General features: G+C 28.3%; 24 protein-coding genes and 1 pseudogene. 15 read left to right on the top strand and 10 right to left on the bottom strand.

What is annotated here, in order from left to right; translation table 11 throughout:
• Positions 1–191 precede the first annotated feature (191 nt).
• The 5 genes from ABLV90_RS04530 to ABLV90_RS04510 all read left to right on the top strand — a co-directional run bounded on the left by ABLV90_RS04530 (position 192) and on the right by ABLV90_RS04510 (position 2,636).
• Positions 192–992 (top strand): ABC transporter permease, encoded by an 801-nt coding sequence (locus tag ABLV90_RS04530; RefSeq protein ID WP_277579944.1) that lies wholly within the window; start codon positions 192–194, stop codon positions 990–992.
• 87 nt (positions 993–1,079) lie between these two features.
• Positions 1,080–1,208 (top strand): hypothetical protein, encoded by a 129-nt coding sequence (locus ABLV90_RS04525; RefSeq protein ID WP_256092372.1) that lies wholly within the window; start codon positions 1,080–1,082, stop codon positions 1,206–1,208.
• A gap of 140 nt (positions 1,209–1,348) precedes the next feature.
• A complete protein-coding gene (gene isaB, locus ABLV90_RS04520; RefSeq protein WP_427707032.1) occupies positions 1,349–1,636 on the top strand; it encodes an immunodominant staphylococcal antigen IsaB family protein in 288 nt (95 codons plus the stop codon).
• A gap of 638 nt (positions 1,637–2,274) precedes the next feature.
• A complete protein-coding gene (locus tag ABLV90_RS04515) occupies positions 2,275–2,412 on the top strand; it encodes a hypothetical protein (RefSeq protein WP_460872251.1) in 138 nt (45 codons plus the stop codon).
• A 53-nt stretch (positions 2,413–2,465) separates the two neighbouring features.
• Complete coding sequence (locus tag ABLV90_RS04510; RefSeq protein WP_460872250.1) at positions 2,466–2,636, top strand: class IIb bacteriocin, lactobin A/cerein 7B family; 171 nt, start codon at positions 2,466–2,468, stop codon at positions 2,634–2,636.
• Positions 2,637–2,931: 295 nt separating this feature from the next.
• Here ABLV90_RS04510 and ABLV90_RS04505 read toward each other — a convergent pair whose 3' ends face one another.
• Positions 2,932–3,156: a hypothetical protein gene (locus ABLV90_RS04505; protein ID WP_069814971.1), complete on the bottom strand. Its 225-nt coding sequence runs from the start codon at positions 3,154–3,156 to the stop codon at positions 2,932–2,934.
• Between the two features lie 138 nt (positions 3,157–3,294).
• Here ABLV90_RS04505 and ABLV90_RS04500 point away from each other — a divergent pair, with 138 nt between their 5' ends.
• From ABLV90_RS04500 to yidC, 4 genes and pseudogenes are all read left to right on the top strand, one after another.
• A complete protein-coding gene (locus ABLV90_RS04500; RefSeq protein WP_460872249.1) occupies positions 3,295–3,648 on the top strand; it encodes a cysteine peptidase family C39 domain-containing protein in 354 nt (117 codons plus the stop codon).
• Positions 3,649–3,676: 28 nt separating this feature from the next.
• The gene (locus tag ABLV90_RS04495; RefSeq protein WP_460872248.1) at positions 3,677–5,446 is read left to right on the top strand and encodes a peptidase domain-containing ABC transporter; all 1,770 of its coding nucleotides are present in this window, start codon (positions 3,677–3,679) and stop codon (positions 5,444–5,446) included.
• Between the two features lie 285 nt (positions 5,447–5,731).
• Complete coding sequence (locus ABLV90_RS04490) at positions 5,732–6,835, top strand: helix-turn-helix domain-containing protein (RefSeq protein ID WP_460872247.1); 1,104 nt, start codon at positions 5,732–5,734, stop codon at positions 6,833–6,835.
• Positions 6,835–7,688 (top strand): annotated as a pseudogene (gene yidC, locus ABLV90_RS04485) (membrane protein insertase YidC). Before ABLV90_RS04490 ends, yidC begins: the two are co-directional and overlap by 1 nt.
• Before the next feature lie 256 nt (positions 7,689–7,944).
• Here the strand turns inward: yidC and ABLV90_RS04480 are convergent.
• From ABLV90_RS04480 to ABLV90_RS04460, 5 genes are all read right to left on the bottom strand, one after another.
• Positions 7,945–8,493: a GNAT family N-acetyltransferase gene (locus ABLV90_RS04480; protein WP_427705645.1), complete on the bottom strand. Its 549-nt coding sequence runs from the start codon at positions 8,491–8,493 to the stop codon at positions 7,945–7,947.
• 515 nt (positions 8,494–9,008) lie between these two features.
• Complete coding sequence (locus tag ABLV90_RS04475) at positions 9,009–9,104, bottom strand: type I toxin-antitoxin system Fst family toxin (RefSeq protein ID WP_277579947.1); 96 nt, start codon at positions 9,102–9,104, stop codon at positions 9,009–9,011.
• A 449-nt stretch (positions 9,105–9,553) separates the two neighbouring features.
• Entirely contained in the window at positions 9,554–9,847 is a 294-nt protein-coding gene (locus tag ABLV90_RS04470) for an antibiotic biosynthesis monooxygenase family protein (RefSeq protein WP_277579948.1), read from the bottom strand.
• 205 nt (positions 9,848–10,052) lie between these two features.
• Complete coding sequence (elxI1, locus tag ABLV90_RS04465; protein WP_277579949.1) at positions 10,053–10,283, bottom strand: epilancin biosynthesis-related protein ElxI1; 231 nt, start codon at positions 10,281–10,283, stop codon at positions 10,053–10,055.
• A gap of 122 nt (positions 10,284–10,405) precedes the next feature.
• The gene (locus ABLV90_RS04460) at positions 10,406–10,681 is read right to left on the bottom strand and encodes a hypothetical protein (protein WP_427705648.1); all 276 of its coding nucleotides are present in this window, start codon (positions 10,679–10,681) and stop codon (positions 10,406–10,408) included.
• A 396-nt stretch (positions 10,682–11,077) separates the two neighbouring features.
• Between ABLV90_RS04460 and ABLV90_RS04455 the strand changes: the two genes are divergently transcribed.
• Entirely contained in the window at positions 11,078–11,398 is a 321-nt protein-coding gene (locus ABLV90_RS04455; protein ID WP_427705651.1) for a helix-turn-helix domain-containing protein, read from the top strand.
• 380 nt (positions 11,399–11,778) lie between these two features.
• On the opposite strand, the gene ABLV90_RS04450 is transcribed toward ABLV90_RS04455, so the two are convergent.
• The 4 genes from ABLV90_RS04450 to ABLV90_RS04435 all read right to left on the bottom strand — a co-directional run bounded on the left by ABLV90_RS04450 (position 11,779) and on the right by ABLV90_RS04435 (position 14,262).
• The gene (locus ABLV90_RS04450; RefSeq protein ID WP_427705653.1) at positions 11,779–12,096 is read right to left on the bottom strand and encodes a hypothetical protein; all 318 of its coding nucleotides are present in this window, start codon (positions 12,094–12,096) and stop codon (positions 11,779–11,781) included.
• A gap of 169 nt (positions 12,097–12,265) precedes the next feature.
• Positions 12,266–12,874 carry a stage II sporulation protein M gene (locus ABLV90_RS04445; RefSeq protein ID WP_427705655.1) on the bottom strand — a complete coding sequence of 203 codons (609 nt, stop codon included), beginning with the start codon at positions 12,872–12,874 and terminating at the stop codon, positions 12,266–12,268.
• A 157-nt stretch (positions 12,875–13,031) separates the two neighbouring features.
• The gene (locus ABLV90_RS04440) at positions 13,032–13,949 is read right to left on the bottom strand and encodes a hypothetical protein (RefSeq protein WP_460872246.1); all 918 of its coding nucleotides are present in this window, start codon (positions 13,947–13,949) and stop codon (positions 13,032–13,034) included.
• The gene (locus tag ABLV90_RS04435) at positions 13,903–14,262 is read right to left on the bottom strand and encodes a hypothetical protein (protein ID WP_460872245.1); all 360 of its coding nucleotides are present in this window, start codon (positions 14,260–14,262) and stop codon (positions 13,903–13,905) included. The genes ABLV90_RS04440 and ABLV90_RS04435 overlap by 47 nt, the downstream gene beginning before the upstream one ends.
• Before the next feature lie 343 nt (positions 14,263–14,605).
• On the opposite strand from ABLV90_RS04435, the gene ABLV90_RS04430 reads away from it, so the two are divergent.
• From ABLV90_RS04430 to ABLV90_RS04410, 5 genes are all read left to right on the top strand, one after another.
• Positions 14,606–15,298: an ABC transporter ATP-binding protein gene (locus tag ABLV90_RS04430; protein WP_427705661.1), complete on the top strand. Its 693-nt coding sequence runs from the start codon at positions 14,606–14,608 to the stop codon at positions 15,296–15,298.
• 2 nt (positions 15,299–15,300) lie between these two features.
• Positions 15,301–16,074: an ABC transporter permease gene (locus ABLV90_RS04425; protein WP_460872244.1), complete on the top strand. Its 774-nt coding sequence runs from the start codon at positions 15,301–15,303 to the stop codon at positions 16,072–16,074.
• A gap of 488 nt (positions 16,075–16,562) precedes the next feature.
• Positions 16,563–16,835, top strand: coding sequence for a hypothetical protein (locus tag ABLV90_RS04420; protein ID WP_460872243.1), 273 nt, complete (start codon positions 16,563–16,565; stop codon positions 16,833–16,835).
• Positions 16,836–16,861: 26 nt separating this feature from the next.
• The gene (locus ABLV90_RS04415) at positions 16,862–17,122 is read left to right on the top strand and encodes a hypothetical protein (RefSeq protein WP_069817398.1); all 261 of its coding nucleotides are present in this window, start codon (positions 16,862–16,864) and stop codon (positions 17,120–17,122) included.
• A 110-nt stretch (positions 17,123–17,232) separates the two neighbouring features.
• Positions 17,233–17,472: a DUF3923 family protein gene (locus ABLV90_RS04410; RefSeq protein WP_069817396.1), complete on the top strand. Its 240-nt coding sequence runs from the start codon at positions 17,233–17,235 to the stop codon at positions 17,470–17,472.
• Positions 17,473–17,570: the final 98 nt, after the last annotated feature.

Raw genomic sequence — 17,570 nt, 5'->3', positions numbered from 1 at the left:
AGTGGCTGACTGAATTAGACTACTCATTTTAAAAATAACTTTGTTTTATCTGAATAAAAAGTTGTGTCTGTTATTTAGTTATTGTAAAGTTTAGTAATGTTAACAAATTATATAATAATAAATTATGAATATGATATTTATTTGGTTTTTTGCAAAAGTATCGTTACATTTAGAAAGAGTGATATGTTCAAATGAATTCAATATGGTTTGTATTAAAAGAACAACTAAAAAATTTATATTTAATAAGAAGATTAGCGGAATTTCAATTAAGAATTTCTAACAAAAAGAATTATCTAGGAATGGCGTGGGAGTTAATTAATCCTACTATGCAAATTGCAGTTTTTTGGTTTGTGTTTGGTTTAGCTCTAAGAAGCAATAAGGTTATGGAGGGCGTTCCATTTATATATTGGCTCATTGTTGGGATCAGTATGTGGTTTTTCGTAAATGAAGGTGTTCTAGAAGGTAGTAAGTCTATTACTTCTAAATTTAATCAAGTAGCTAAAATGAATTTCCCACTTTCTATTATTCCTAGTTATGTCGTTTTTAGTAAATTCTACGGTCATATTTTTCTACTAGTAATTATTATGGGTGTTTGTTTCATTGGAGGATACAAGCCCTCTATATATACTTTACAATTATTTATATATTTGTTTTATGCGTTAGTTTTAACCAACGCTATAGCACTATTAGCTTCAACATTAAGTATGTTAATTAGAGACATACATTTAATTCTACAAGCTTTAATGAGAATGATATTTTTCGTCTCTTCTATACTCTATTTACCAAATAATCAAATAGTTGGAACAGTCATGCAATTTAACCCGATATACTTTCTAGCCGGAGGATATAGGGCAGCTATATTACACCATGAATGGTATTTTATTACGCATTGGGAACTCGCAGTGTATAATATCTTACTTTGTCTTCTAATCTTTAGCTTAGGATCCATTTTGCATATGCGTTTTAGAGATAGATTTGCCGATTATATGTAATAAAAGGATTGAAAATTAATGTATTGATTCGAATTAGTGAAGTGAAAATTTAGAAATTAAATTTAAATAAAGTAAGTTGGTTAAATTATGAAAAACAAATATCTAAAAATAGTATCAACACTTGTCGTAGTTTCTTCAGCGGCATATTTAACGACGATGAATCCAGAGGCTCAAGTAGCAGAACAAGTTCAAAAATGGGGTCATGGTGAAAGTTGAGCTAGTGGTGCCAACACTGAAAGTAGTGCAAGTTTAAAAGCTGAAGCACCATGGTATAACCACGAAGGTTATACTACGTATGATCCCTCGTTTACACAAGATTATTATTTTTACGTGCATTAAAATATGACAATGCTTCAATCAACGGCTATAAAGTAGATCCCAAAGCTTATAAAAATTATGACCATACTAAAAACATTTATGATACATCAGTAGACTTTAACTATAATAATGAAATTATTCAAATTAGTTTTAATACAAAACCAGACACAGTATCTAAAGAAGCATTCAAAAAAGCACATGCACCTATCGACACGGACGATGAATCTAAACCAGATAGTAATGGTGTTACAATGATTCCTTATAATACAAATGATGGTTCATATAAAGCTTTCTTTGATATAAATGATAATTGCTCAATAGATTGAAATAACAACTATAATAAGTAGTAACCTTAAAAGTAAAGTGCGGATTTAAAAATTTGAGACATAACTCTTAAGGTAAAATAGTAAGCACATCACTCTACTGACTAAAATCAGGACGCAAAGTGATGTGCTTATTTTATATTATGCAATTTTCGATTTCAGATGTTCATGCTTATCTAGGAATATGATTCGAGTATGTAGTCTCTCATAAATATGATTCTTTCAGACGTCCGCACTTTTTAAAAAGCTATAAGTCCTTTTAAAGATTTGTGTATTAAACTTTCCAAATTCAAATAATATCTTAATAACGATTGTTTAGAAAAAGTTCATCAACAATTATATAAAATTGTTTTTCTAATTTAAATGCTAAAGCGAAATCCTATTTATTATTTTCTGTCTTCCTTAAGTTTTTCATTATTTCACTCTTCAAGTGCTATTATTAATATTTAGTATTTAAAAAATCTTAATGAACTTTTCATTTAAATTATCCATAAAAATTTAATTTTACATTTTTTTGTTTATAAAAGTATATTATTACAAAAAAATTACATTTAAAACAAATTTCTTTTGTGGTAACGTAAAACTTATATCTTAGAAAGGAGCCAAATTTAATGACTTATAATAAATTAGATACCAATACTTTGAAATCAGTTAATGGCGGAGTAAAAGATTTTTTTGCAGATGCTTTCTATACTGCTTCAGGATGGGTAACCAAAGGTTTAGTAGCCCAAGGAAAAGCAACTGATGATACAGGAAAAGCAATGTACGGTAGAAAGTAACTGGAAATGAAGTATAAATTGGGTAATACTTATTAATTTAGGAGGAATTTATTATGACTTTTAGAAAACTTAGTGAAAATGAATTACATTCAACTAATGGTGGCGTATGGCCAATAGTAGCGACGATAGGTTCAGCAGGTGTTGCTGTTTATAATTATCAAGACGAGATCAAAAAAGGATATAAAGATGCAATGAAAGAAACAGGCGGAGGAAAGAGATTATAATAATTAGTTGATACATAACTATTAGCACAAAACAATAAATACATATTGTTTTGTGCTTCCTTTATGCAAATTAAACTGTTTTCTTAATTTTTCTATTACCAACTTGAACAATATGAAAGTAATTGATATAGAAAAAAAGCAAGCGAAATCCTTATTATTATAAGAACTTCATCTGCTTTTAAAGTTAGTAAAACCTAATATTTTCCTTTTTTTATAGAGTCAAAGAATATGATTAATACCTTTAAAATAGTACATAACTTTATTGTGACTAGCTTGTAAATTAATTATCCTCATTTTAATAAAACAATGATAAAACGAGGATAATTAATCCGAAGATTACACAGACATAACCAATTTTTTCTTTGTTTAATAAATTAGGAATGAATGCAACAGTTACAGCTAACACACATAAGAAAGTAGAAAATTCTTTGTAGCTCATTAATAAAAATACAATACCTAAGGCCAATAAAACCCCTGATATAATTGAAAATAATTTGTATAAAGGCTTTTGATCCCTCATGTTTTCACCTCTAGTTTTATAAATATAAAATATTTTATATTTATAATATAACATATTAATCTTTATTATGCTAAAAATAATTCTCTAAAAAACATTACTATTATAGTTATTTTACAAAATATTGCGCGAGGGGATAAAATGAAATTTATTAATCAATATGATGAAAGTGATTGTGGTCCAGCTTGTTTAGCAATGCTAGCCCAACACTACGGAAAGAAACCGATGCTCTCAAGAATTAGAGAATGGTCAAAAACAGATAAAGAAGGTACATCACTATATGGTCTCATAAAGGCCGGAGGGCATTTAGGCATTGAATTAACAGGGGTCAGAGGAGAGAAAATAGAAGATATTGAAAATGACGATTTACCTGTAATCGCACATGTAGTAAATGAAGAAGGCTTTATGCATTTTATAATAATAGAAAAAAAGAAGAACAACAAATTACATATTTTGGATCCGAGCAAGAGGAAAAAGAAAGTGCAATTTTTCTGAATTCGAAGAAAAATGGACAGGTATCCTATTGCTCGTAAAAAATAACCCTTCTTTTGAGCAATCCTATAGTATTCCTAAGAAGTCTCAATTATTTAGAAAAATATTAAAAAACAATAAGTTTGCTATCATGAATATTCTTATACTCTCAATAATTATAAATTTATTAGGAATTATTGGAGCTTTTTACTTTAAATACCTTATTGACACTATTATACCTTCGAGAATTTTAGGGAATTTACATATAATTTCTATAGCAGTCCTTTTTTTATATTTAATAAATTCATTTATTTCTTTAATTAGGTACCAAGCTTCTCTAAATTTAAGTTTGAAAATTGATATAAACTTTATGAAGGACTATTATTATCATGTTCTACATTTACCTGTTAAGTTTTATGAAACAAGAAAAAGTGGTGAAATTTTATCGAGATTTTCTGATCTGTCTCACATACGAGAAGCCCTTTCTTCAGTTACAATCACACTGATTGTAGATACATTAATGGTTGTAGTTGGAGGAACTATTTTATTTACTCAAAGTTCAACATTGTTCTACATTACTTTAGTTCTTGTACCATTATATTTAATAATAGGTTTATCATTCAGAAAAAGTTTAAAAAAATATAATAGACTCGTAATGGAACAAGATGCAACTTTAAGTGCATATCTTATTGAAAGCTTTTCTGGTTATCCTGTTATAAAAAGTTTTGGAGCAGAAAATGAAGTTTTTACAAAAGGTGTTCATTATTTTGAAAATTTAATAAAAAGACTTTATAAATTAAGTTTTTTTACAAACATTCAACTTACTATTAATGCCTTTATGAAAATGGTAGCAACCATAGTAATTCTATGGATCGGGTCTTCACTTATTATGAAAGATGAGTTGTCATTAGGTGCACTTTTAACATTTAATGCCCTAGTCATATACTACATTGATCCTATAGAACGTTTAATAAACCTACAGCCACAGATACAGTCAGCTCTTGTAGCCACTCAAAGATACTTAGACATTATGGATATCAAAACTGAAAATGAACAAAGAAATGATAACAAAACATCAGATTTGGCCACTAAGTTTAATAGTCAGTTAGAAATAAATAATCTTAATTTTCAATATACTTTCAAAGAAATGACTTTAAAAAATATAAATATGATAGTACCAAAAGGGCATAAAATAGCCATTATTGGTGAAAGTGGATCTGGTAAGTCAACTGTTGCTAAATTAATAGATAATTTTCACACGGATTATGAAGGAGTTATTAAAATAAATAATATTTCTATAAAATATATTCCTAAGACTTCATTAAGAAATATGATTAGTTATGTCACACAGCAAAATTTTATTTTCGGTGCTACAATCAAAGAAAATTTAAAAATTGGATTAAATAGAAATATTAGTGAGGAGGAAATATATAAAGTATGTAAAATAGTTTGCGCATACGATTTTATAAATGACCTCCCACTAAAATTAGACACTCAATTACACAATGGTGGATCTAATTTATCAGGTGGACAACTACAAAGAATAGCATTAGCAAGAGCTATTCTTAAAGACTCAGATATATTATTATTAGATGAAGCCACTAGTTCATTAGATGCCTCAACTGAAAAAAACATATTAAACAACATAGAAAATCATTGTATAAATAAAACTATTATATTAATTACACATAAATTGAATAACGTTAAAAATGCCGATAATATTTATTTACTTAAGCATGGTAAAATCATTGAACAAGGAAAGCATGAATCTTTAATAGATAATAAAGGTGAATATTACGAATTATGGTCAAATCAATTTTAAATTAATTACCATATGACTTTTCTTCACAAAATTTTTATAACATGTCTCACAATATTGATGCTTAAAACTCTAGATATCTTACAGTATAGTAAATATAAGTTCATCAATATCTGCTTAACATAATCCATGGTTATCAGAAGCCATAATTAAAAGGGACTCCTTATTCAATAGGGAGTTCCTTTAATTGTTGTTTCTTATTAGGAAACTTTGTTTATGTAAGTTGTCATATGGGAAATATACCCTCTATGGTTTTTCTAGTATCATTAAATACAAGAGGTGTTATGAATGATCCAAATAGCAAAGACAATTAAAAAAGAACGATTGAGACGCGGAATGACGCAGGAAGCATTAGCTGAATATCTTAATACGACGAAAACGACCATTTCAAAATGGGAAAATAGATCCCTTTATCCTGATATTACAATGCTCCCTAAATTAGCAAAAGTATTTAATATTTCAGTTGATGATTTACTCAATTATAGTACTACAATGACTGATGAAGAAATTAAAAAAATATCTATATCACTATCTAAAATGATTAATTACACAAGTTATCCTGAATATTTAGCTACTGTGAGAGAATATTATATTACGCATTGTAATGAATTTAAATTTCTAAATTCGTTATTAGGTATTTTATTAAACAATATTTTATATTGCGAAAACGAATTACAACTAAAGGAAACAGCCTCACTAACACATGAACTTATTAAGACTACAGAGGATAATTCAGACTCAATTCATTTGAAAAAACATGCACAAGGATACAAAACATTGCTATATATGTTTGAAGGTGATTACTCTTCTGTTATAGAAAACACACCAGATTTTGATTTGAAAATCGGAGAAAATGCGACATTAGCGATGGCTTATTTACAAAAAGATAATATTTCAAAAGCTAAAAATGTAATCCAAACGGATATGTATCAATCTTTAATGATTTTCATGCATGATTTTGCTTTGATGCTTTCACGTGACTTACATTCTGTTTCGATAGAATCATTAGAATCAAAGCTTTACCATTTAAATAAAGCTTTTAACGTGGATTACTTATACCCACATCTAAGTATTAATTGTTATTATCAATTTGCCTTATATTACGTCGAGAAGTCTGATAGTTGTGCTATTGATTATTTAAAAAATTACTGCAAATGCTTTGATTATTTAGTCAGTGATTTTGTATATCAAAAAGATGATTTCTTTAATGAAATTGATGAATGGTTAGATACACTACCCCTAGGAGAACGATTACCGACTAATTACGAAAATACTTTGAGTGTTATGTATTCACGAGTTTCGGAAAACGAGAACTTTAATACTTTAGAAAATTTTAAATATATAAAGAAAGATTTGCTTAGAATTTATAACAAAAAGGATGAATCTAATTGATACAAAAGAAAAAGATAATGCTATTACTATTAACGTCATTAATTACTTTATCCGGTTGTGATTATTCAAAATCAGAAAATAAAGATGGGTTTTTCTATAATACATTTGCAGTACCCATGGATAACCTTTTACATTGGTTAGATTTCAATATTTGATAATAACTATGGTTTAGCAATTATTGCAATCGTATTGATTGTTAGACTCATCATGTTGCCATTTATGTTAGCACAATCTAAAAATGAGCATTTCATGCGCAAAAAAATGGATATAGTTAAACCAGAAATGACTAAAATACAAGAAAAAATTAAAAATGCAAACACTCAAGAAGACAAAATGGCCGCCAATCAAGAAATGATGGAAAAATATAAAGCTTATGGCATGAATCCTATGAAAACTATGCTTGGATGCCTACCTTTACTTATACAAATGCCCGTCTTATTTGGGCTATATGTTTCACTAAAATGGCCCTCAAGTGGTGGTTTAACCGAACATGCCGATTTTCTTTGATTTAATTTAACACAGCCTGATATTTGGATTACTATAATCGCCGGCATCCTATACATCATCCAACCATTAATAAATCTTGAAAATATGCCAAAAGAGCAATGTTCTATGGGTTATATGATGGCAATCATTTCTCCAATATTTATCATGTATATATCAATCACATCAGCTTCCGCCTTGGGATTGTATTGGACCATTAATGCTCGCATTTTTAATCGTTCAAATGTTCTTTTCGAATAAGTATTATTCAAAATTAGCGAGAGAAGAAGCTGATCAGTTAGAGAAAAAAATTCAAAGTAATCATAGTCAAAAGAATGAAAGTAAGCAAACTTTGTTTGAAAATACGTAGTTTGTTAAACGATCGTTATTAAGACGATATTAGATTTTGAAACGATTAAGGCAGTAATTTGTGCCGACTCCTGCGGGAAAAGCACTAGCCGAAGAATACAGGCTGAGGCTGTGCCCGCGGAAAGCGTGCACAAAAAAAGTGCCAACAAAGTCGGAGACTTTGTCGACACTTTGTCGACACTCTGAGACTTCCTTTTGAAAGGAAGTCTCTTTTATTACATATACTTAGAGTGTTATTTATTTTAGAGAGAAGAATATTAAAAAATTTGCCACTCTTCTCTTAAAATCCCCATCTGTATGGCATCATAGAATTCACCTTCAACTACGCGCCCTTTACGTATACGTGCCTCTTCTATCATTCCAGTTTTATTTGCTACTTTCATCATTCTAATATTGCCAGACCATGTTGAAATACCTATTCTATTAGCATCAGTTTCTTTAAATAGATAATTAATCCATTCTTTGAATACTTGAGAACCTAATCCCTTTTCCCATTTATTATTTTTATATATAACAATACCACATTCTAACCATCTGGATTTCTTATCTTTCCAATATGATGTGACAACACCTAAAAAATCATTTTCATATTTTATTGCTAAAGTTGATAATGTATTTTTATAAAGATATTTACTTTCTCTATATTTCTTTTCGAATTCAGTAAATGTAAAATACTCTTCTTCGATATATGGACCGTTCCATTCCTTAGCTTTTTGTAATGGATCTAAATATTTCCAATAATAATAATCGTTTAAATCATCTTCATTTAGTTCTTCTAGAAGTGTCTTCTTATTTGTGTTTTCCAACTTTAATCTACTCCTACATTGTTCAGAATTTATTGATAGTATATACTTTTTACTGAATTAATTATACATAATAAATTCTATCACTCCCAAAACTTAAAACGTTCGTTATTTACACAAATCCTCTTAACTTAATAGTAAGAGATTTTCTTGGATATTTAAGTCTATAAACTTGTCTTATAATCAAAATGTATCACAAGCAACAAAAACATGAGTTTTAGATGATGAGAGACACGTTTATTTGCATCAAGAATTAGACTTCATTTACGAGGAATAAGTGTCCATAAACGATTAAATGAGATGATGTCCAAATAGTTAAAATTGTCACATGTATCGTTGGGATAGAAACTTTACTTTTTCAAACATTTAAATTTTTATCTAGTGGTTCTTAGTTTATTTTACATTCCCTATCCTATCATGGTAAAATATATGTAACGAAAATAAGTATTCACTTATACACCAATCCCCTCACTACTCGCAATAGTGAGGGGATTTTTGTTGGTGTGGCTTAATGTCACCTATTTTTTATTGCGCTTACTTAGCCAATAAGTAAAATACGCTATGGCACAGCCACTGATGATTGGCGCTAGGATGTGAACGAAAATAAGCGTCACTTTATACACCTCCTCTCTACGTCAACTTGACGCCTGAGAGATAGGCGACACCACTATTATACCACCTGAGAATCTGCAAACATATTGGCTTTCGATTAGTTGAAATGCATTAATTTAGTAATTATTATCTTACTATAAAAGTGGCTTAAATCTTGAACCTGGTGAGTACAAACTCATATACATTTATTTTTGATATTAACCTCCTAGATAAAGAATTGATGCCTCTTACCAGTTCATCAAAAGCTTTAGTTCCTTTCCTAAACTAAATAATAATGTTTACTATAAAATCATTCACGTTGTTATATATGTTAGCGTGAATACCTATCCTATTGCATTTTGTACAAAACAGTTTAATCTATATAATTTTGCTTCTTCAAATAGTTTTTGTTCAACATCTACTTTTGATTCCTTACTTCCAACTTATTTACTTAAAACTTAATAACGATGAATTAAATGTCTATCGTTTGAAAATGTTCAACAATTGGAAAGGGATCATAATAGTTATGCAATAAATCTTTCCAATTCTCATATTCAGGAGATTTCCGAAAACCAATCGTATGATCTTCTAATGTCTCCCACTTAACTAATAATAAATATTTTCCTGTTTCTTCGAAGCATTTATTCAAAGTATGACTTATATAACCGTCCATTGAACGAATAATTTTTGAAGCTTCTTTAAAAGACTGTTCAAAATCGTTTTCCAAACCTTTTTTAACTTGCAACATAGCGCCTTCAAGTATCATAGTTACAACACTCCCTTAATCTTTATTTAAAAGCATTAGTATTTATTTCATTATCATTTAATACGTCAAATATATCTAAATACTTTTTATACTTATATACATTAATTGTAAAATACTAGACGAAACTACTTATAAAACAGGGTATAAAGAACATAAAATGACTTGAACAAAATAACTATATCTGAACGTTCATTCAAATAAATAACTAAGTAATGTTGGTTTCACCTTTTTCCTTATCCTTTATCATTTCTGAAGGAACCGCAAAAACAAACATCAAAATAAACAATATAAGAGCCATATATGGAATATCCTCTAGAAAATACCATTTCAAATTCCAATCAAACACCATATTAGCCGAAATAACAGCATATTTTAAAAATAGCAAAGCGACACAAACATAAGCTAACCCATCCAAAATTTTAGTTAAAATTTTCAATACTACACCTCTTTTTCAAAAATACTATAACATATTTATCATAAGTTTTTTAAAAATAATGATATATATATAATATTAAAATATTAATTATTCTAAAAGTTCTATCAACAACCCATAATGTATTAAATAAAATCAAAAAATAAAACAATCATAATCAAAATAAATATCAAATCCCAAATAATACGTTTAATATTCTTTTCTAAAAAGTCTGGTACAGCATCAATAAACAAGCTAAGTATAAATCCACATTTTAAAATATTGGCGATATATTCCAAAAAAGACCATTCAAATATAATTTTTAATATTAGAGTAATAAACAAAAGAAACATAGATGTTACCATAACGATTCTAGATGATTTTTCATATTTTTCGTATTCTTTATCTTTTTGTATAAACAATTTAATTCCTCCTAAAAGCTATGTTAAAAACATAAATTAATATTGTCAAAAAACAATTTCAAAAGCAAATTGATTTTTGTTCTCTTTTATATTAAATTGCAAATATATCTTCTAAAAACTCTAAAAATAGATGGATAAACTATACATTGCCACTGTCTATAGCACTTAATTACGTTAAGTAAAAGAAGAGTTACCAATACCTCCAACAACAATTGGACGTGTAACAATTGTTGTTGAAGGTATTGGTATTAGCGTATTCATAAATGTTACATTAATGAATGCTATAAATTACTTCAGATAACATAATGTTATCTGAAAATACATATATGATCTATTTTGGTTCTATTTTGTTAATAGCATTTCTAATACAATTATTAAAAGAAAGGGTGCAAAAATATGATATTAGGAGAACAAATAAAAAAACACAGAGTATTGCTAGGAATGACTCAAGAAGATTTATCTCAACATTTACATACTACAAGACAGACTGTCTCAAAGTGGGAAAAGGACACAGTTGAACCAGATATAAATATGCTATTAAAATTATCTGGGTTATTCAAAATTTCATTGGACACATTGATAATAGGCGAAACAGTAAAAAAGGTTGAAGAAAAGCCAAACGTGATGAATGTGTGGGCATTTTTATCTGAAAAATGGTGGTTAGTCATTATTATAGTAGTTATCATTTGTGGTTCTGTAGCTCAAGTATTCTCTTAATGTAAAGGAGCCTTACTTACAAATAAGTTGCTTTGTTTTAGGATCAGTAGGAATAAGTACCCGTAAACAATTAAATGAGATGATATCCAAATAGTTAAAATGTCACATGTCTCGTAGGGCTAGGAACTTTACTTTTAAAAACATTTAAATTTAATCTAGTGGTTCTTAGTCTATTAATTCATTTTGTATATATATACACCAACCCCCTCACTATTTGCGGTAGCGAGGGGGTTGGTGTCTCTTATTGCCATCTATTTTTTATAAAATTTATACATTATACTAAATCCAATGCTAGCTAAAATTAATCCTCCAAGTATCATGAAAAACACACCCATAGTACCCCTCCTTTTTACCATCAATTTCTATAAGCCATTAAATTTTCACTTACCCTTGTTTATCGATAGCATTTGTTGTTTTTTACAACGCAGAGCATTATACTTTTCTTCAGAATTCATATCTGAGTTTAAAATATCAAACGACTCCTCGTATATTTTCTTTGCTTCCTTTATAAATTCTTTATCTTCCTTTTTAGAAAAATTCGAATAGATTAACCTTATTTCTTCAAATATATCTTCACTTTTTTGTAAATATATTAACTTATCTTTGCTAGCTTCACATTCAATGATAGCGTCTCTTATTGCGTACCTTAAAGAAAGATATAGTACTACGCCTGAAGCAACTATGTATAAGAAAACCATGTAGACCTCCTTTCTTGTAAGCCTATTCTAAATATAAAGTTACTCAAAAAATTCTATATAACTATATGCATTACTCCAATGGTTTGGTTGCAATTCTACAAGTAATTTATATTTAACTTCATTATTATCGTTAGTAATCATTAATACTAACGTTTTTTACTTATTCATACTATGTCATTAATTTAAATAAAAAGTCAGCAACATAAGTCTCAGTAAATGCCGCAATAATAAATACAGGTAACGCTATACATACAAAGATCTTACAAAAGTTCAGCACTACATTTCTGAAAGATATATCAATTTTCTTTTCTTTTCTAAATATATTTGTGATTTTTCTTCTAATGCATTTATTTATCATATAAAGTCCTGAAAGAACTAAACAGTGACCACCAACTTCAAGTGTATAATGCGGGATATACGAAATAATTCCTATAAACCCTTTATATGTATCAAAATTCACTATAAATCCTAACATCAAACCAGGTATTATAGAAGTAGCGAGTATATGGATGCTATACAAATAAGGAATAGGAATAATGGATAAAATAACTGCTTTATACGTAACAGAAAAAGCGTTACTGACTATAAATCCCCAAACCTTTTCTAAACCTTCAGTTCCTGAGACTCTATCTGGAGATTTTTCCCCCGCTTGTTTAATCGTTTCAATAGATGGGCTAAAGAAATAAGCTAAAACGATAGTGATAACTAATATGACTGTGGCAAATATAAAAAAATTAAAAGCTCGTTTATAATACGATGAATCTGTTAAATTTAGCATATACATCCTTCCATACTTACAATTTATTGCGTTTTTAAATATATACTTTATTCAAAAACTTTCGTGTTAACATCAATTTTTTTAAAACCACTAACCTCTATTCTTTTTTGATATTTAAAATTATCTTTTTTTAATGGTTTTTAACTTTTAATATTATTTATTGAAATTTTTTAAAATCATCAGAATCAAGTTCATTATTTAATTCATCTAATTTTTCTTCAGAACTTGGCATAGATATTTCTTCTGTAGTGTCGTCTTTAACAAGTCTATTGTCTTCTAATTTATAATTTTCATAACCTTCATAACTGTATTTAACGTTTGGTTCTGAATATTTACCTGTTTTTGTAACCTTAATAGCTGTAACAAGTATTATGTTTGTAGGTTCTATTTCTGAAACAGGTGACACCTTTTCACTTTGTTTTTCTTCGTCTTCATTAGTAAATCCACTATATTCTGATGTGCCATACTGTACTTTGTAGTAATTATTTAAGTTCTCAGTAGTGTACTTAGTATATTTATCGCTATCATACGCTTTCTTAATTAACTTATTATTTCTTTCTAATGTTTCAGTAATGTTATCTAATTTGCTAATGTCCTTTAAATCTTTCACTTTCACTTTATAAGATTTAGACCCACTAAATGTATTTGATCCACTCTTATTTATATCATCAACTAAACTTTGAGGGATTTTAAGCTCTAGCTCATCACCATTATTTAAATCACCATTATTTGTCACCGTAAATTCATAATTAGAAAGCGGTAAGTCTTTCATTGCTTTAGGCGCATCCTTGCTGATTAAATTTAAGGATCCTGATCCATTTATTCCTGTAAAAGTGGGCTTTAAACCTTCAAATAAGTCTTTAGCCTTTAAATTTTTAGGTTCTTTTAACCCTTTCACTTTAAATTCTTTTGTGAACTCTTTAGCTTTCAACTTATATTCCTTTGAAATACCCTTTTCAATATTTAATTTTACTTTTACTTTATCTCCATTTTTCAAATCATTTTCATTATGTATATCAAAATCTACGTTATCCATAATCTGTGCTTGCTTGTCTTGCTTGTTGTTGCTCTTCATAATTTAAGTCTTCTTCTTCAATCTCTTCTCCATTGTTGTCCTCAATCATCTCAATGACTTCTTTATTTTTGAAGTTAGCTTGTTTTAACGCACGTACAGTGAGTTGATTGATTACTTTTTCGTAAGAATCGTCTGTAATCTCGGCTGATCCAGACTTATTGTAACCACTAAAATCAACCTTTACGTCATCTTCAACATCCACCTTATGATTTTTCACTATCAAAGTTGCTATAAAAATGATAATGATAATCGAAACTACCAAAGCAATAATAATCCATTTAAATTTATTTAAATAGTTTTTAAACATTCCCATAATAAACCTCCAACATATTTTATATTAAGTTTATACTTTATCATCTAAATTATAAATTATTTTATTAATAAATTGTAAAGTAAATTGTTACTCATTATAAATACTCTTTTAATATATGCTTCACTATTTTTATAACAATTATTTTCATCACTGTTTTTATAAACATGTAAATCATTGTCCGTATATAGTTTTTTCAACTTCATTTCTTTCCAAAAAAGATGGATATAAAATTGTTTTAAACAATTTTTAAAATATAAATCTTACTATTCCAATAAAAATAGTATTTCATTGAAATATTAATTTTGTTAAGATTAATTAGTGTGAAAAATTAGGAGGTTACATATTGGAACTTTTAGCTATGGAGAATATTAATAAGAAAATCAAGCGAAAACATGTTTTGAAAGACATCACATTTTCACTTGAAGAAGGCCACATTATAGGCCTAGTCGGGGGCAATGGTGCAGGTAAAACCACACTCATGAAAGTAATTTTGGGGCTTTCCAGTTATCAATCAGGTCAATTTAAAAAACATCCAAGTTCGAACCATAATGACATAGGTGCATTGATTGAAAGTCCTGGTTTATATCCGTTTTTAACAGGTTATGACAACATGAAACTCATCGACGAAGACCCAGACAATAAGAATATAAACTTGATTATTAAAGAATTAAAAATGGAGAAATTTATACATACGAAAGTCAAAACTTATTCTTTAGGGATGAAACAAAAACTAGGTATCGCACTTGCCTTCTTAAATCATCCACAACTTGTGATTTTAGATGAGCCTATGAATGGTTTAGATCCAAAAGCTGTAAAAAATGTTAGAGAAGCAATCATCAGCTTAAGAGAACAAGGCGTTACTTTCCTTATATCAAGTCACATATTAAGTGAACTCGTTAAAGTTACAGATTCAATACTGATCATCGATGACGGAGAAATCATTAAAGAAACGACGATGGATGAATTAAATCAATCAGGTGAAAGTGACCTTGAAAATGTTCTCCTTAATATTATTGATCGCAAGGAGGAAGCGTAAATATGGTAACACTCGTCAAACAAGAACTATTTAAAATGTTCAAGAAAAAATCATCAATCATCATACCTATTCTCATTTTTATACTAATGATTGGTTTAGCTATATTAAGTAAAAGTTATCCTGATATCATGGGTTCAAAATCGTTGTTTAAACAAGGTTTTAGTTCCTTCTCATGGATCTTTTTCCTCATGATTATACAAGCCAACACGATTATAGCGATGGAATTTCATTATGGAACAATTAAAAACTTATTATACAGAAATTATTCTAGAACAAGCATTGTTATCAGTAAGTTCATTGCTTTATTTATCTACTCTGTCATTATATTTGCGCTTAGCATGATTATTACTGTCATAATCAATTTAGCAATGTTCTCTGATGTAAATATCCTAAAACAAACGGGTGATAATCTTTCACTTTTACAAGAAATGTTGCTAACAGGCTTAGGTAACTATGTAGGTATGTGGTTATTATTAAGCTTAACGCTCCTCATCTCTTGTATCTTCAAAAGTCCTGGCGTTTCTATCGCAATCGGCATCATCTTTTATTTCGCTATTTCTATTGTTTCAGGCATATTATTCGCATTGATTGATCAATGGGAATGGCTAAAATGGTTACCGATTAATATGTTGAATTTAAGTTCTCAAATTATCGATAACGACATGATGAAACCTTTCACTAAATTGGAATTACATGAACTCTTTATCGGTAACATTGTTTATATTGTGATTTTCTTAGTACTCGTTATTTTTGTTTTCAAAAAGAAAAACGTTTAAGATTAACCCCAAAAATTCGTAACAAGTGATTTAACTAAACACGCGTTTATAATGTTAAGCGCGTGTTTTTAAATAGGAAAGTTAGAAAATGAATATGATGGAGAGAGCTTCTAATGTATTTATTTAAATATTTTATACTCATGCTAGCCATATTTTTTATACTAGAAAGCATAGTTTTATGGATTTTCAAAAGCGATTTCGCCATTATCAAAATAGTATTATTGTCATTTATATTTGCGACTATAATGACCGTTTTCAATTACTTTACTAACGGATTTATAAAGAGGTGAAATTACGTTATAGAGAAAGTTCCATTGAAATATGGCAACAACTCAATTAAGTAGAAAAGTATCAAAATAAGTAGTTTTATAAAGGGGCACTTTAAATGATTACTTTATGTATCACAATAATCGCCACATGGCTGATTATAAGCATGTGTTATTTTGTTGTATTTTTAAACAAAAACAGCAATAAATAAACGATATTTTATGAGAAGAAAGGAATACATATATATGTTAACTAAAAACATTCAATATCCTTATACTAAATTAGCTTTTGATTTACTGGGCATTATTGCTTTTATAGGAGCAATAATCATTGTAATTTTGAATTTTTATTTAAATGCAGACGCTAATGGTAATTTCGAAATGGGCTTTACTGTCAGTGGTACGAGTTCAATTATCATGAGTGTATTAATTTTAATTACTTTTCTAAGTGCTTTGATGTCAGCTGTTCTAAAAAAATGGAATAAAAAATACTAAATATGTATAAAAACGAGGTATGAAGTATGAAGCATAGATTTTTAGACGCAATAAAAGATTTCATTTTCATTGTTATGTTCACTTTTATATTAGCGACTTTATTAAATTATATAAATCCTAATCTAAGTCTTAATAAATATTGGAATAAGTTAGGTCATCTGGATTGGGTTAATATATACGATAGTCAAAATTTAAATGGATTAATTGTTCTTGGCTTTATACTTGGCGTTATTTCATTTATTTACGATATGTTTTTCAATACTGAAAAAGAAACTGATTCTAACTAGCCAATTATTAAATTTTCACTATACGTTTGATTTAATTCTAACCTTATGTATTTTGATGCGCTTGCTTCTTAGTTATGTAATGAAATATTTAATAATAAAAGGATGATAATATGAAATTTTCATGGATTTTTTGGTGGATTGTCAGCGTACTCGAATTTTCAGCGTTTTTAATCCTATCATTTATGGTTTGGTTCAGAGAAGTCGATGCTACTGGTGCTATTCAAACAATTGAACTTAAATGGATTAACATAGCAATATTAGCTGTTTTTTTCTTGCTACCTTTCGTAATGCAACTCATATGGTTAATCATAAATTTAATTTATTCAAAAAACAAAAATGTAGTTCATTAACAATAACGAAGTCACTCCAAAATCAATAAAAACAAGATAAATCATATCGAAATTCGTTAAAAGATGTGTAACGTTTATTAAATTCAAAAAGAATTAGG

Origin of the sequence: Staphylococcus sp. 2S1 (assembly GCF_046721335.1) — a bacterium.
Lineage (GTDB): Bacteria > Bacillota > Bacilli > Staphylococcales > Staphylococcaceae > Staphylococcus > Staphylococcus equorum_A.
This window is presented reverse-complemented; position numbering and strand designations above follow the sequence as displayed.